The organism is Streptococcus sp. 9903 (assembly GCF_013276625.1).
Lineage (GTDB): Bacteria > Bacillota > Bacilli > Lactobacillales > Streptococcaceae > Streptococcus.
The window spans coordinates 18,421-32,386 of sequence record NZ_VMLI01000014.1; the positions used below are offsets into that span (position 1 = coordinate 18,421).

Here is a 13,966-nt window from a genome sequence, read left to right on the forward strand (position 1 = left end):
GGATTTTGTTAAAGGGAATTCTAAGTATTGTTCGCTTTTGTGGTATAATAATTATTATGCAGAAAAAACCAACGTCAGCCTATGTGCACATCCCGTTTTGTACCCAGATTTGTTATTATTGTGATTTTTCAAAAGTTTTTATCAAGAATCAGCCAGTCGACAGCTATTTAGAGCATCTGTTAGAAGAGTTTCGTTATTATGATATTCAAAAGTTGCGGACCCTCTACATTGGTGGTGGGACACCAACAGCCTTGTCAGCTCCGCAACTGGAGGTGTTATTGAAGGGCTTGACTAAAAACTTGGACTTGTCTGTCTTGGAAGAGTTGACCATTGAGGCAAATCCAGGGGACTTGGATGCGGATAAAATTGCTGTTTTGAAGAACTCGGCTGTCAATCGTGTTTCGCTAGGTGTGCAAACCTTTGACGACAAAATGCTGAAAAAGATTGGGCGCAGTCATTTGGAGAAGGATATTTATGAAAATATCGACCGCCTGAAACTGGCTGGTTTTGACAATATCTCCATCGATTTGATTTATGCGCTGCCAGGTCAAACCATGGAGCAGGTCAAGGAAAATGTGGCTAAGGCCATTGGACTGGATATTCCCCATATGAGTTTGTATAGTTTGATTTTGGAAAACCACACGGTCTTTATGAACCGGATGCGACGAGGGAAATTGCCTCTGCCTAAGGAGGAACTGGAGGCTGAGATGTTTGAGTACATCATCGCAGAGCTGGAGCGAGCTGGTTTTGAGCATTATGAGATTTCTAATTTCTCCAAACCTGGTTTTGAAAGTCGCCACAATCTCATGTACTGGGACAATGCTGAATACTATGGCATCGGTGCTGGAGCGTCTGGTTATGTCAATGGAGTGCGCTATAAAAATCATGGTCCCATTCGTCATTATCTCAGTGCAGTTGAGGAAGGCAACGCACGTATTACAGAAGAGCATCTGAGTCAAAAAGAGCAAATGGAAGAAGAAATGTTCCTGGGACTCCGCAAGAAATCAGGGGTCTCGATGGCGCGATTTGAGGAAAAATTTGGCCGGTCTTTTGATGGACTATATGGTGAAATCATCAGAGACTTGGTTCAACAAGGTCTCATGCAAATAGAGGGTGACCAAGTTCGCATGACAAAAAGAGGTCTCTTTTTAGGAGACACCGTAGCAGAACGATTTATTTTGGAGTAGAATGATGGGCTTAACTTATCAAATGAATATGAAAATTCCTTTTGATATGGCTGATATGAACGGTCATATCAAGCTTCCAGATGTGGTTTTGCTATCCCTACAAGTTTCAGGGATGCAGTCGATTGAACTAGGAGTTAGTGATAAAGCCATTTTGGAAAACTATAATCTGGTCTGGATTATCACAGACTATGATATTGAGGTGGTTCGTTTGCCTCGTTTTGCGGAAGAAATTACCATCGAAACGGAAGCCCTGAGCTACAATCGACTTTTTTGCTATCGTCGCTTTACCATTTATGATGAAGCAGGTCAGGAACTCATCCATATGATGGCGACCTTTGTTTTCATGGATCGAGACAGTCGAAAAGTCCATGCTGTTGAACCTGAGATTGTGGCTCCTTACCAATCTGATTTTAATAAAAAGCTTATCCGCGGCCCAAAGTATGAATCCTTGGAAGAACCATTCAGTAAGGATTACCATGTTCGTTTTTACGACTTGGATATAAATGGTCATGTCAATAACAGTAAATACTTGGACTGGATTTTTGAGGTCATGGGAGCGGACTTTTTGACCCAATATATTCCCAAGAAAATCAACCTCAAGTATGTCAAGGAAGTTCGACCAGGTGGGGTGATTACATCGGCTGTTGAACGGACTGAACTGGAAAGCAAGCATGAGATTACAAGCGACGGTGTTACCAATGCACAGGCTATTATTACTTGGCAAGAAATAGAAAAGGCTTAGGGAGAAATAGATGAAATATAAAGGCTATTTAATTGATTTAGACGGAACCATTTATAAGGGGAAAGATAGAATTCCAGCAGGAGAGGCTTTTGTTCATGAATTGCAAAAGCGGGACATCTCCTATCTCTTTGTGACTAACAATACAACCCGCACTCCTGAGAGTGTTCAGGAGATGCTGGCTCAGAATTTTAATATCGATACTCCTCTATCGACTGTCTACACAGCGACTTTGGCAACTATCGACTATATGAACGACTTGGGACTGGAAAAGACTGTCTATGTCATCGGAGAAGCAGGTCTCAAGGAAGCCATCAAGGCGGCTGGTTATGTGGAAGACAAGAAAAATCCTGCCTATGTGGTAGTAGGTCTGGACTGGCAAGTTGACTATGAAAAATTTGCGACAGCAACTCTAGCTATCCAAAAGGGTGCTCACTTTATCGGAACCAATCCTGATCTCAACATCCCTACAGAACGCGGTCTTTTGCCAGGGGCTGGTTCACTGATTACCCTACTTGAAGTAGCAACACGAGTGAAGCCTGTTTATATCGGAAAACCAAATGCTATCATTATGGACAAGGCGGTTGAGCACTTAGGTTTGGAACGTGAAGAGTTGATCATGGTTGGGGACAATTATCTGACTGATATTCGGGCTGGGATTGACAATGGCATTCCAACGCTCTTGGTGACGACAGGTTTTACCAAGGCAGAAGAAGTAGCAGACCTGCCAATCGCACCGACTCATGTGGTTTCTAGCCTTGCGGAGTGGAACTTTGATGAAAACTAAATTAACCTTTTGGAGCTCTATGCTCTTTCTCCTCTCTCTTTTTATCCTTCTGACCATTTATCTGGCTTGGATTTTTTATCCGCTGGAAATCAAGTGGTTGAACTTAACGAATCGAGTTTATCTAAAACCAGAAACCATTCAGTACAACTTTCATATCTTGATGAATTACCTGACCAATCCTTTTAGTCAGGTCCTAGAGATGCCAGATTTTCGTTCGTCAGCAGCTGGTCTGCACCACTTTGAGGTGGTCAAGAACCTCTTTCACTTGGTTCAGCTAGTAGCTCTAGTGACACTTCCAAGTTTCTATTTCTTTGTCAATAAGATTGTAAAAAAGGGCTTTTTATCTTTATTTAGTAAAGGGCTCCTGACCCTAGTGGTTTTTCCTTTGCTGATTGGACTTGGGGGAGTTTTGATTGGTTTTGACCAATTCTTTACTCTTTTCCATCAAATTCTCTTTGTGGGAGATGATACCTGGCTTTTTGACCCATCCAAGGATCCAGTTATTCTGATTTTACCAGAGACTTTCTTCCTTCATGCTTTCCTCCTCTTTTTTGCCCTCTATGAAAGCTTCTTTGGCTATCTTTATCTGAAAAGTCGTAAGAAGTGAATTGAAAGCTGTTTTTAATTTGTATATATAAAAATGCATATGATTTAAAGCTATCCTTAAGAGTGAATTAAGCAAATCCAATTGTGTCAATCGTTCGCAAACAGTCTATTTTTCTTGAAAAAATAGGCTTTTTTTCTAAAAATCTCTAGTCAAGCGCTTTATTTTTTTGTATAATAGAAGTAGCAAAGTATAGATAAGAAGAGAAAAGCATGATTACACTATTTCTATCACCGAGCTGTACATCATGTCGTAAGGCTAAGGCCTGGTTAGAAAAACATAAGGTTCCCTTTGTGGAACACAATATTATGACCAGTCCTTTAACAAGAAAAGAATTGCAACACATCCTTTCCTTGACCGAAAATGGTACTGATGACATCATTTCAACTCGTTCAAAAATTTTTCAAAAATTGAATATTGATGTAGAGAGTATTTCGGTATCGGAATTGCTTCATTTGATTGAGCAGTATCCTAGTCTTTTGCGTCGTCCAATTATTATCGATGCAAAACGTATGCAGATCGGTTTTAATGAAGATGAGATTCGTGCTTTTCTCCCTCGTAGTTACCGTAAGCAAGAACTAAAAGAAGCAAGAATGAGAGCTGGTATTAGTTAATGAACAAACAGTATAGTTACCCACTAGATTTGTCGTGGAGCACTGAAGAACTTGCTTCAGTGCTTTCTTTTTTTAATGATGTTGAAGCTGCCTATGAAGGCAAGGTAGAGGCTAAAAAGTTACTGGACTCCTATAAGGGGTTCAAGGCGGTCGTGCCAAGTAAGAGCGAAGAGAAGCGTTTGGGACGAGAATTTGAAACGGTTAGTGGCTATTCGCTTTACCGAGCAGTTCAGGCTGCCAAGGAAAAAGGGGAAGGAAAGATTTCTCTTGGAAAGTAAATTTGAATTTGCCAAAGAGCTTGTTAAGAAGGCGGGCCAGTACATACTTGACCATATGCAGGAAGACTTGCGCGTTGAGACCAAGTCCTCTCCGACAGATTTGGTGACCAGACTGGACAAGGAAGTTCAGGAACTCTTGGTTGGTGAAATTCTATCCCGTTATCCTGAGGATAAGATTTGTGCTGAAGAAGGGTGTCTGCGAGCTTCAGTTCAAGAGGGCAAGGTTTGGGTCATTGATCCCATTGATGGGACCAATAATTTTGTCGCCCAGCAGGAAGATTTTGCTGTCATGATGGCTTATTTTGAAAATGGTCGAGGACAGTTTGGATTGATTTATGATGTGGTCAAGGGGGATTGTTATCACGGTGGTGGATCCTTTCCAGTTTGTCGAAACGATAAGCCCCTAGCTCCTTTTAAAGCCAAACCACTTGGAGATTTTCTCATTGCAGGGAATAGTGGCATGCTGGAAACCAACGAATGGGGGCTGGCTGATTTGAGTCGAGCAGTTCTTGGTGTTCGTGTCTATGGGAGTGCGGCCATTAGTTTTGCCAAGATTTTGTCAGGGCATTTATTGACCTATGTCACCTATCTGCAACCATGGGATTATGCTGCGGCTAGTATTTTAGGGGAAAGTCTGGGCTATCGGGTTGTGACCCTATCTGGTCAACCGCTTGATTTTCAAACCAGACAACCGGTCATGATGCTACCTCTTGAGATGCAGGAGGAAATTCAGTCCTATATTTACGAAAGGAAAAGAACTTAAATGCAATTTCCAGAAGGATTTGTTGAAAAATATGAAGAGATACTAGGAGATGAGGCAAGAGATTTTCTTGCCTCTTTTGAGGAGGAAGCGGTTTCGGCCTTTCGGATCAATCCTTTAAAAGAAGCGCCGATTCCCTTTTCTAATCCCATTCCTCAAACCCCTTGGGGTCACTATGGGAAGGTTTCAGGGAAATCGCCTGAGCATGCTACAGGTTTGGTTTATTCGCAGGAACCCGCTGCCCAGATGGTGGCTCAGGTAGCCCAGCCCAGTCCTGGTATGAAGGTTTTGGACTTGGCTGCTGCACCGGGTGGTAAATCAACTCAATTAGCAGCCTATCTAGCAGGGGAGGGTCTTCTCGTTTCCAATGAAATTTCAAGCAAACGAGCTAAGATTTTAGTAGAAAACATGGAGAGATTTGGAGCGACAAATGTTGTGGTGACCAATGAATCTGCTGACCGCTTGGCCAAGGTTTTTAAAGGCTATTTTGACCTCATTGTCCTTGATGCCCCGTGCTCTGGTGAAGGAATGTTTCGTAAGCAACCAGACGCTATGGATTATTGGAGTCTCGATTATCCGAGTCAATGCGCTAGCTTGCAAAGAGAAATTTTAGCAGATGCAGTGACCATGCTTGCAGAAGGTGGCCGTCTGGTTTATTCAACCTGTACCTGGGCACCTGAGGAAAACGAAGAGATTGTCAATTGGTTGCTGGAGGAGTATGATTTTGACTTGTTGCCAGTAGAGCATATCAATGGAATGGTAGCTGGTATTGACCTGCCAGAAACGGCTCGGATGTACCCTCATCATTTTAAGGGAGAGGGTCAGTTTGTAGCTCATCTACAGTTTAAGGGTGATAATCCAGCTCCTAAATTTAAGGCAAGTAAGAGCAATCTCAGCCGAGAACAAGTTGTCTTGTGGCAGGAATTTGCCCAAAAACACCTAAAAATCAATCTATCAGGTATCTTGCAGACGTTTGGAGATCAGCTTTATCTCTTGCCAGAACTTTTGCCAGATTTAGGGAAACTCAAGATTGCTCGCAATGGACTGCATCTAGGGACCTTTAAGAAGAAACGCTTTGAGCCTAGTTTTGCTCTTGGTCTAGCCTTGAAACCGAGTCAGGTCAAGCAGTCGGTTGAAATTGACCAAGAAGAGTTTGTAAAGTATGTGGCTGGAGAAACTGTTCAGCTGGCAGAAAGTCTGCCAAATGGTTGGTACCAAGTTTTGGTTCAAGGCAATGGTTTGGGCTTTGCTAAGGTGACTGGAAATGTTTTGAAAAATTATTTTCCTAAAGGTCTCAGATTCAAGTGAAAATGCTAGTCAAAGTAGCTTGTCTATGTTATAGTGGAAGTATGGATTTTTTTCAAATTGTCTTTCATTTTAAGTCAAAATTGGTGGGAAAGGTAACTGAGCAAATTTCTAGTAAAACTAAGCTAGTAACTTCAGTTGGCTCCCTATTTTCAAAAGAAAAATATAAATAAATTGTTGAAAAAATTCACAGCATTCACCATTATTTTCAAGGAGAAAAACAGTGAAAAAAAGGAAAAAACTCGCTCTATCCCTTGCAGCTCTTTTGCTGGCAGGTTCTTTGGCGGGATGTGCTAGCTGGATTGATCGTGGAGAATCCATGACAGCTGTTGGTTCAACGGCTCTTCAGCCCTTGGTCGAAGCAGCAGCAGATGAATTTGGCTCTATGCACATTGGAAAAACAGTCAACGTCCAAGGTGGAGGATCTGGTACAGGTCTGTCTCAGGTTCAGTCTGGAGCCGTTGATGTAGGAAATTCAGACGTATTTGCCGAGGAAAAAGACGGTATAAACGCATCCGCTCTAGTAGACCACAAGGTTGCTGTAGCGGGCTTGGCAGTGATTGTAAACAAAGAAGTTGACGTTGAAAATCTGACAACTGAACAACTCCGTAGTATCTTCACAGGCCAAGTGACCAACTGGAAAGAGGTTGGTGGGAAAGACCTAGCCATTTCCATTATCAACCGCGCGGCAAGTTCTGGTTCGCGTGCAACCTTTGATAGTGTTATCATGGATGGTCAATCTGCCGTGCAGAGTCAAGAACAGGATTCAAATGGGATGGTCAAAAACATTGTTTCCCAAACACCAGGAGCCATTTCTTACCTAGCCTTTGCCTATGTGGATGACTCGGTGAAACGCATGAAGTTGAATGGCTATGAGCCGATTGCAGAAAATGTTACAAGCAATAACTGGCCTTTGTGGTCTTATGAACACATGTACACCCTAGGTCAACCAAATGAATTGGTGGCAGAATTTCTCAACTTTGTCCTCTCAGATGAAGCGCAAAGCGGAATCGTTAAGGGAATGGGCTATATTTCTGTTAAGGAAATGAAGGTTGAAAAAGATGCTGTAGGAACGGTGACAGCACTAGAAGGGAGTCACTAATGAATCAAGAAGAATTAGCTAAAAAATTACTTTCTCCCTCAAAGAACTCTCGTCTAGAGAAATTAGGAAAAGGCTTGACCTTTGCCTGCCTGTCTTTGATTGTCATCATTGTGGCTATGATTTTGATCTTCGTAGCCCAAAAAGGTTTGTCGACCTTCTTTGTAAATGGGGTTAATATCTTTGATTTCCTCTTTGGCCAAACTTGGAATCCTTCAGGTAAACAATTTGGTGCCCTTCCTATGATTTTGGGTTCCTTTATTGTCACAATCCTATCAGCCCTTATCGCAACTCCTTTTGCCATTGGTGCGGCAGTCTTTATGACAGAAGTATCACCAAAGGGTGCAAAAATCTTGCAACCAGCCATTGAATTGCTAGTTGGGATTCCTTCAGTCGTCTATGGATTTATCGGTTTGCAGGTCGTAGTTCCCTTTGTCCGTAGTGTCTTTGGTGGAACTGGTTTTGGGATTTTGTCAGGGATTTTCGTTCTCTTTGTCATGATTTTACCGACGGTAACCTTTATGACAACGGACAGTTTGCGTGCGGTGCCTCGTCATTACCGCGAAGCTAGTTTGGCTATGGGGGCAACTCGTTGGCAAACTATCTGGCGCGTGACCTTGAAGGCGGCGCGTTCAGGGATTTTTACAGCAGTGGTATTTGGAATGGCGCGTGCCTTTGGTGAGGCCTTGGCCATTCAGATGGTGGTTGGAAACTCAGCCGTAGTCCCAACTTCATTGACAACACCTGCTGCGACCTTAACCTCTGTTTTGACCATGGGTATCGGAAATACCGTTATGGGAACAGTTGATAATAACGTTCTCTGGTCCTTGGCCTTAGTCTTGCTCTTGATGAGTTTGGCCTTCAACAGTGTGATTAAATTGATTACGAAAGAAAGAGGAAAGAAAAACTATGCACGCTAAGAAATTAGATAAAATTGCAACAGCTGTCCTCTACTCGATTGCAGGAATTATCGTTGCCATCTTGGCATCCTTGATTCTTTATATCTTGGTTCGTGGTTTGCCCCACATCTCTTGGTCTTTCTTGACTGGCAAATCCTCTTCTTACCAAGCAGGCGGAGGGATTGGAATTCAGCTCTATAATTCCTTCTTCCTTCTGGTCATTACCTTGATTATCTCTGTGCCTTTATCTATGGGGGCTGGGATTTTCCTAGCTGAATATGCTAAAAAAGGTCCTGTGACCAACTTTGTCAGGACCTGTATTGAAATCTTGTCTTCACTGCCATCAGTGGTTGTAGGTCTCTTTGGTTATTTGATCTTTGTGGTTCAGTTTGAGTATGGATTTTCAATCATTTCAGGTGCCTTGGCCTTGACAGTCTTTAACCTGCCTCAGATGACTCGTAATGTTGAAGACAGCTTGAAACACGTTCACCATACGCAACGTGAGGCTGGCTTGGCCCTTGGGATTTCTCGTTGGGAGACAGTTGTCCATGTTGTCATCCCCGAAGCCCTTCCAGGTATTGTCACTGGGGTTGTCTTGGCCTCTGGTCGTATCTTTGGTGAGGCTGCGGCTCTTATCTATACAGCAGGACAATCCGCTCCAGCCCTTGACTGGTCTAACTGGAATATTCTCAGTGTGACTAGCCCAATCTCTATCTTCCGTCAAGCAGAAACCTTGGCTGTCCATATCTGGAAAGTCAATAGTGAAGGAACTATCCCTGATGGAACCATTGTATCAGCAGGTTCTGCGGCCGTCCTCCTCATCTTTATCCTCATCTTTAACTTTGGAGCTCGCAAACTCGGAAGCTACTTACACAAGAAATTAACCGCTGCCTAAAGGAGAAGCCATGTCAAAATATAATTGGGATGAAAAGCATATCATCACCTTTCCTGAAGAGAAAGTGGCCCTCTCTACTAAGGATTTACATGTTTACTACGGTAAAAATGAATCCATCAAGGGCATCGATATGCAATTTGAAAAAAATAAAATTACGGCCTTAATTGGCCCTTCTGGTTCAGGAAAATCAACCTACCTTCGCAGTCTCAACCGTATGAATGATACCATTGATATTGCCAAGGTCACAGGTCAAATCCTCTACCAAGGAATTGATGTTAACCGTCCAGAAATCAACGTTTATGAGATGCGTAAGCACATTGGAATGGTTTTCCAACGACCAAATCCCTTTGCCAAGTCTATCTACCGCAATATCACTTTTGCCCATGAACGTGCAGGAGTTAAGGACAAGCAAGTCTTGGATGAAATTGTGGAAACTTCTCTCCGTCAAGCTGCCCTTTGGGACCAGGTCAAAGACGATTTGCACAAGTCAGCCTTGACCCTATCAGGTGGTCAGCAGCAACGTCTTTGTATTGCTCGTGCTATCTCTGTTAAACCAGACATCCTCTTGATGGATGAGCCGGCGTCTGCCTTGGATCCGATTGCGACAGCCCAGCTGGAAGAAACCATGCTGGAGTTGAAGAAGGATTTTACCATTATCATCGTGACCCACAGTATGCAGCAGGCTGCGCGTGCTAGTGACTACACAGGATTTTTCTACTTGGGCGACTTGATTGAGTACGATAAGACCTCTAATATTTTCCAAAATGCCAAACTACAGTCAACCAATGACTATGTAACAGGACACTTTGGATAGAAAGGAAACAGTATGACAGAAGCGATTTTACAGGTTTCAGACCTGTCCGTTTACTACAATCAAAAAAAGGCCTTGAATAGTGTTTCCCTATCTTTCCAACCTAAGGAAATTACAGCCTTGATTGGTCCATCTGGATCAGGGAAATCAACCCTCCTAAAGGCTATCAACCGCATGGGGGATCTCAATCCAGAGGTAACCACAACAGGTTCGGTGGTTTACAACGGCCACAACATCTACAGTCCGCGTACAGATACAGTTGAATTGCGGAAGGAAATCGGTATGGTTTTCCAACAGCCAAACCCTTTCCCTATGTCTATCTACGAAAATGTTGTTTACGGGCTTCGTATCAATGGAGTGAAGGACAAGCAGGTTCTGGATGAAGCAGTTGAAAAAGCCTTGCAACGTGCTTCTATCTGGGATGAGGTCAAGGACCGCCTGCATGATTCAGCTATCGGGCTTTCAGGTGGACAACAGCAACGTGTCTGCGTTGCCCGTGTCTTGGCAACCAGTCCTAAAATCATCCTCTTGGATGAACCGACTTCAGCCTTGGACCCTATCTCGGCTGGTAAGATTGAGGAAACCTTGTATGGTCTAAAAGATAAATACACCATGCTCTTGGTCACACGTTCCATGCAACAAGCCTCTCGTATCTCTGACAAGACAGGATTTTTCCTTGATGGAGATTTGATCGAGTTTAACGATACCAAGAAGATGTTCCTCAACCCACAACACAAGGAAACAGAAGATTATATTTCAGGAAAATTTGGATAAGGAGATAAATGATGTTACGTTCTCAATTTGAAGAAGATTTGGAGAAATTGCACAACCAGTTCTACGCTATGGGACAAGAAGTGCTATCCCAAATCAATCGGACAGTGCGTGCCTTTGTTACGCATGACCGTGATTTGGCCAAAGAAGTCATCGAAGACGATGCAGAAGTAAACGAATACGAAGTGAAATTGGAGAAGAAATCATTTGAAATGATTGCCCTTCAACAACCCGTTTCTCAGGACTTACGTACAGTTCTAACCGTCTTGAAGGCTGTATCTGACTTGGAACGTATGGGTGACCATGCCGTTTCCATTGCCAAGGCGGCAATTCGTATGAAAGGGGAGCAACGCATCCCGGCTGTTGAAGAAGAAATCAAGAGAATGGGGCGCGATGTCAAGAACTTCGTCGAAGCAGCCCTTGAACTCTATCTGAATGGTTCAGTAGACAAGGCTTATGAAGTAGCAACCATGGATGAAAAAATCAACCATTACTTTGATAGCATTCGTGATTTGGCTACAGAAGAAATCAAGAAAAATCCTGATGCCATTGTTACAGGTCGTGATTATTTCCAAGTGATTGCCTTCTTGGAACGTATTGGAGACTATGCTAAAAATATCTGTGAATGGGTTGTTTACTTTGAAACAGGTAAGATTGTCGAACTATAAAACAGGTTCATTCTGTATAAAAAGGAGCTTGAAATCAACTGATAGCTCCTTTTCTTGAATGAAAAAAATATTTTTAAGATAAAAATTCAAAAAACACTTGACAAGTAACTTGGATAGCGTTATAATTATACAAAATTAACAGAGAGGTTGTTTATTTATGAAATCAAAAAAATGGATATTTGTTTTATGTAGTTTTCTTGCAAGTTTCTTCTTAGTAGCTTGCCAGTCGGGTTCTAATGGTTCTCAGTCAGCTGTTGAGGCCATTAAGCAAAAGGGGAAATTGGTAGTAGCGACCAGTCCTGACTATGCACCTTTTGAATTCCAATCCTTAGTTGACGGGAAAAATCAGGTTGTCGGTGCGGATATTGACATGGCACAAGCTATCGCTGACGAACTTGGGGTGAAGTTAGAAATTTCAAGCATGAGTTTTGACAATGTTTTGACTAGTCTTCAAACTGGTAAGGTTGACCTAGCAGTTGCGGGAATTAGCGCTACTGACGAGAGAAAAGAAGTCTTTGATTTTTCAATCCCTTACTATGAGAACAAGATTAGTTTCTTGGTTCGTAAGTCTGATGTAGAAAAATACAAGGATTTAACTAGCCTTGAAAGTGCTAATATTGCAGCCCAAAAAGGGACTGTTCCAGAAGCTATGGTCAAGGAACAATTGCCAAAAGCTCAATTAACTTCCCTAACTAATATGGGTGAAGCTGTTAATGAATTACAGGCTGGAAAAGTAGATGCTGTTCATATGGATGAGCCAGTTGCCCTTAGCTACGCTGCTAAAAATGCCGACCTAGCTGTTGCAACCGTCAGCTTGAAGATGAAGGACGGCGAAGCCAATGCAGTTGCCCTTAGAAAAAATAGTGCTGATTTGAAAGAAGTGGTGGACAAGGTCATCCAAAAACTCAAGGATGACGGTACCTACCAAAAATATCTTGAAAAAGCAGCAAGCCTAACAGAAGTTGAAGAATAATACTCAATGAAANNACTGACGAAGTCAGTTACATATATCTACGGTAAGGCGACGCTGACGTGGTTTGAAGAGATTTTCGAAGAGTATAAGAAAAAAGCAGAGTTGGAAGTCAGTCCAATTCTGCTTTTAAATAGTCTAAAACTTTTTTTAGATTGTCTAGGTCAACCTTGGCAAATTGATAAGGACAGGTGCTTAAATAGGCCTCTTCAAAGAAGTCCAAGCCCAGTTGACTGTGTTTGAGACTGGCGATTTTAGGATACTGTCTGAGGTCTAGCAATAAACCATCGTGTAGGGGAAAGTGAGGGAGGTGACAAGGAGTGTTAGCTAGTCTTTCCTCGAGTTGTTTTTGGTAAGTTTCCTGATTGGCCAAGCGAGCTAGCCGATTTTTCTCAAACAGTTGACTGTCAATATAGAGTGACAGGGCCTTTTGCATGATGAGGTTGCTGTCGTAGTCAAGGATATTTTTGTAGGCCACAAAGGCTTCCTTAATAGCATTTGGAAGAATGAGTGCTGTTATCCGCAGGGCTGGAAAGAGGCTGGTTGAGAAGGACTTGATATAAATGACGCGCTCCTCTGTATCTAGATAGTGGAAGGTCTGGCCCTTTTTAGAGTCCAAATCCCCCAGATAGTCGTCCTCTACGATATAGACCCCATATTTGGCAGCTAAGTCAAGAATAGCCCGTTTGTCCTGCTCTGAATAGGAATGTCCCAGAGGATAGTGAAAACGAGGAATGGTATAGAAAAACTTAATTTTTCCTGTTTTGAAGTGGCCTTCCAGCTCCTCCAAGTCAATCCCATCAATGCCTCGTTCAATCGTTTGATAGTCCAGACCTTGAGCAATCAAGAGGCGATTCATCCGATGGTAGGTCGGCTGTTCCACCAAGATTTCCTTGGCTTGGCTAGGAAAGGAAATTTGAGAAAGGATAAACAAGGCTTGCTGGGTTCCAGAAGTCAATACCAACTGGTCTGCCTTGCAGTAGAGAGCTTGGTCAAAGAGGAGTTTATGAATGGATTGTCTTAAGTCTTCTAATCCTTCTTGGTTGTCATAGTAGTTGAAGAGGTAGTTTTCCCGACCAATCAAGGTTTCATTGATACAGAGTCGGAAATCGTCATAGGCACTGGCATGTTCGTCAGTGACTTCGATTTCTAGATCCTGGTGTTGCCCTTGTTCTAGGACATAGTAACCACTCTGGGGCTTGGCATAGAGGTATTGTTCGTGCCGTAATTCCAACAAGGCTCGCTGAATGGTGTCCTTGCTACAGTGAAAGTGAAGGCTCAGTTGACGGATAGAAGGCAGGCGGCTACCCGTCGGAAATCGTCCAGACTCGATGCCATTTTTCAGATAGGAAACGACCTCTTGGTACTTGCTTTGTTTCTTCATTCCAGACCTCCCTTGATTTTGTTACATTGTACCCTTTTTTTTCTTTCTTGGCAATGTCTAAGGTGTTTCTCTCGTTCACATCTAAGAGCAAATGTGGTATACTTAGGAGTAACATTTATAGAATAATACTCTTCGAAAATCTCTTCAAACCAGGTCAGCTTCGCCTTGTCGTAGACATGGTTACTGACTTCGTCA

The 13,966-nt window shown here is 42.7% G+C and carries 16 protein-coding genes and 1 pseudogene; 15 read left to right on the forward strand and 2 right to left on the reverse strand.

Annotated elements, in window-relative coordinates; genetic code table 11:
• The first annotated feature begins 56 nt into the window (after positions 1-56).
• The 15 genes from hemW to HT696_RS06210 all read left to right on the forward strand — a co-directional run bounded on the left by hemW (position 57) and on the right by HT696_RS06210 (position 12,390).
• On the forward strand, positions 57-1,187 hold the full coding sequence (hemW, locus tag HT696_RS06140) for a radical SAM family heme chaperone HemW (protein WP_173282638.1): 1,131 nt from the start codon (positions 57-59) through the stop codon (positions 1,185-1,187).
• Between the two features lie 4 nt (positions 1,188-1,191).
• On the forward strand, positions 1,192-1,929 hold the full coding sequence (locus HT696_RS06145) for an acyl-[acyl-carrier-protein] thioesterase (protein ID WP_173253359.1): 738 nt from the start codon (positions 1,192-1,194) through the stop codon (positions 1,927-1,929).
• A gap of 10 nt (positions 1,930-1,939) precedes the next feature.
• The gene (locus HT696_RS06150) at positions 1,940-2,713 is read left to right on the forward strand and encodes a TIGR01457 family HAD-type hydrolase (RefSeq protein ID WP_173214074.1); all 774 of its coding nucleotides are present in this window, start codon (positions 1,940-1,942) and stop codon (positions 2,711-2,713) included.
• The gene (locus tag HT696_RS06155; RefSeq protein ID WP_173253360.1) at positions 2,703-3,320 is read left to right on the forward strand and encodes a TIGR01906 family membrane protein; all 618 of its coding nucleotides are present in this window, start codon (positions 2,703-2,705) and stop codon (positions 3,318-3,320) included. The genes HT696_RS06150 and HT696_RS06155 overlap by 11 nt, the downstream gene beginning before the upstream one ends.
• A gap of 209 nt (positions 3,321-3,529) precedes the next feature.
• Positions 3,530-3,931 carry a Spx/MgsR family RNA polymerase-binding regulatory protein gene (locus tag HT696_RS06160; RefSeq protein WP_000631259.1) on the forward strand — a complete coding sequence of 134 codons (402 nt, stop codon included), beginning with the start codon at positions 3,530-3,532 and terminating at the stop codon, positions 3,929-3,931.
• On the forward strand, positions 3,931-4,209 hold the full coding sequence (locus HT696_RS06165) for a UPF0223 family protein (RefSeq protein ID WP_001041974.1): 279 nt from the start codon (positions 3,931-3,933) through the stop codon (positions 4,207-4,209). Before HT696_RS06160 ends, HT696_RS06165 begins: the two co-directional genes overlap by 1 nt.
• On the forward strand, positions 4,199-4,972 hold the full coding sequence (locus HT696_RS06170) for an inositol monophosphatase family protein (RefSeq protein ID WP_173282639.1): 774 nt from the start codon (positions 4,199-4,201) through the stop codon (positions 4,970-4,972). The genes HT696_RS06165 and HT696_RS06170 overlap by 11 nt, the downstream gene beginning before the upstream one ends.
• Positions 4,973-6,277, forward strand: a complete 1,305-nt coding sequence (locus HT696_RS06175) for an RsmF rRNA methyltransferase first C-terminal domain-containing protein (RefSeq protein WP_173282640.1) — start codon at positions 4,973-4,975, stop codon at positions 6,275-6,277. It begins immediately after the preceding gene.
• Between the two features lie 220 nt (positions 6,278-6,497).
• Positions 6,498-7,376, forward strand: coding sequence for a phosphate ABC transporter substrate-binding protein PstS family protein (locus tag HT696_RS06180; RefSeq protein ID WP_049486872.1), 879 nt, complete (start codon positions 6,498-6,500; stop codon positions 7,374-7,376).
• Positions 7,376-8,293, forward strand: coding sequence for a phosphate ABC transporter permease subunit PstC (gene pstC / locus HT696_RS06185; RefSeq protein WP_049495124.1), 918 nt, complete (start codon positions 7,376-7,378; stop codon positions 8,291-8,293). Before HT696_RS06180 ends, pstC begins: the two co-directional genes overlap by 1 nt.
• Positions 8,283-9,167, forward strand: coding sequence for a phosphate ABC transporter permease PstA (pstA, locus tag HT696_RS06190; protein WP_000543046.1), 885 nt, complete (start codon positions 8,283-8,285; stop codon positions 9,165-9,167). Before pstC ends, pstA begins: the two co-directional genes overlap by 11 nt.
• A 10-nt stretch (positions 9,168-9,177) precedes the next feature.
• A complete protein-coding gene (pstB, locus tag HT696_RS06195) occupies positions 9,178-9,981 on the forward strand; it encodes a phosphate ABC transporter ATP-binding protein PstB (RefSeq protein WP_000049848.1) in 804 nt (267 codons plus the stop codon).
• Positions 9,982-9,993: 12 nt separating this feature from the next.
• Entirely contained in the window at positions 9,994-10,752 is a 759-nt protein-coding gene (pstB, locus tag HT696_RS06200) for a phosphate ABC transporter ATP-binding protein PstB (RefSeq protein ID WP_000133484.1), read from the forward strand.
• A gap of 11 nt (positions 10,753-10,763) precedes the next feature.
• Entirely contained in the window at positions 10,764-11,417 is a 654-nt protein-coding gene (phoU, locus tag HT696_RS06205; RefSeq protein ID WP_077804909.1) for a phosphate signaling complex protein PhoU, read from the forward strand.
• 157 nt (positions 11,418-11,574) lie between these two features.
• Complete coding sequence (locus HT696_RS06210) at positions 11,575-12,390, forward strand: ABC transporter substrate-binding protein (RefSeq protein WP_173282642.1); 816 nt, start codon at positions 11,575-11,577, stop codon at positions 12,388-12,390.
• A 109-nt stretch (positions 12,391-12,499) separates the two neighbouring features.
• Here the strand turns inward: HT696_RS06210 and HT696_RS06215 are convergent, their stop codons facing one another.
• Both HT696_RS06215 and HT696_RS10580 read right to left on the reverse strand, forming a co-directional pair.
• Complete coding sequence (locus HT696_RS06215; protein ID WP_173282643.1) at positions 12,500-13,771, reverse strand: PLP-dependent aminotransferase family protein; 1,272 nt, start codon at positions 13,769-13,771, stop codon at positions 12,500-12,502.
• Positions 13,768-13,966: pseudogene (locus HT696_RS10580) on the reverse strand (hypothetical protein); the annotation flags it as partial. The pseudogene HT696_RS10580 and the gene HT696_RS06215, both read right to left, overlap by 4 nt.

Excerpts from the sequence above, each read along its gene's own strand:
- pstA (WP_000543046.1), top strand. The coding sequence starts at position 8,283 with ATGCACGCTAAGAAATTAGATAAAATTGCAACAGCTGTCCTCTACTCG.
- hemW (WP_173282638.1), top strand. The coding sequence starts at position 57 with ATGCAGAAAAAACCAACGTCAGCCTATGTGCACATCCCGTTTTGTACC.
- HT696_RS06175 (WP_173282640.1), top strand. The coding sequence starts at position 4,973 with ATGCAATTTCCAGAAGGATTTGTTGAAAAATATGAAGAGATACTAGGA.
- pstC (WP_049495124.1), top strand. The coding sequence starts at position 7,376 with ATGAATCAAGAAGAATTAGCTAAAAAATTACTTTCTCCCTCAAAGAAC.
- HT696_RS06165 (WP_001041974.1), top strand. The coding sequence starts at position 3,931 with ATGAACAAACAGTATAGTTACCCACTAGATTTGTCGTGGAGCACTGAA.
- pstB (WP_000049848.1), top strand. The coding sequence starts at position 9,178 with ATGTCAAAATATAATTGGGATGAAAAGCATATCATCACCTTTCCTGAA.
- HT696_RS06145 (WP_173253359.1), top strand. The coding sequence starts at position 1,192 with ATGGGCTTAACTTATCAAATGAATATGAAAATTCCTTTTGATATGGCT.
- HT696_RS06155 (WP_173253360.1), top strand. The coding sequence starts at position 2,703 with ATGAAAACTAAATTAACCTTTTGGAGCTCTATGCTCTTTCTCCTCTCT.
- HT696_RS06160 (WP_000631259.1), top strand. The coding sequence starts at position 3,530 with ATGATTACACTATTTCTATCACCGAGCTGTACATCATGTCGTAAGGCT.
- HT696_RS06210 (WP_173282642.1), top strand. The coding sequence starts at position 11,575 with ATGAAATCAAAAAAATGGATATTTGTTTTATGTAGTTTTCTTGCAAGT.
- HT696_RS06215 (WP_173282643.1), bottom strand. The coding sequence starts at position 13,771 with ATGAAGAAACAAAGCAAGTACCAAGAGGTCGTTTCCTATCTGAAAAAT.
- HT696_RS06150 (WP_173214074.1), top strand. The coding sequence starts at position 1,940 with ATGAAATATAAAGGCTATTTAATTGATTTAGACGGAACCATTTATAAG.
- phoU (WP_077804909.1), top strand. The coding sequence starts at position 10,764 with ATGTTACGTTCTCAATTTGAAGAAGATTTGGAGAAATTGCACAACCAG.
- pstB (WP_000133484.1), top strand. The coding sequence starts at position 9,994 with ATGACAGAAGCGATTTTACAGGTTTCAGACCTGTCCGTTTACTACAAT.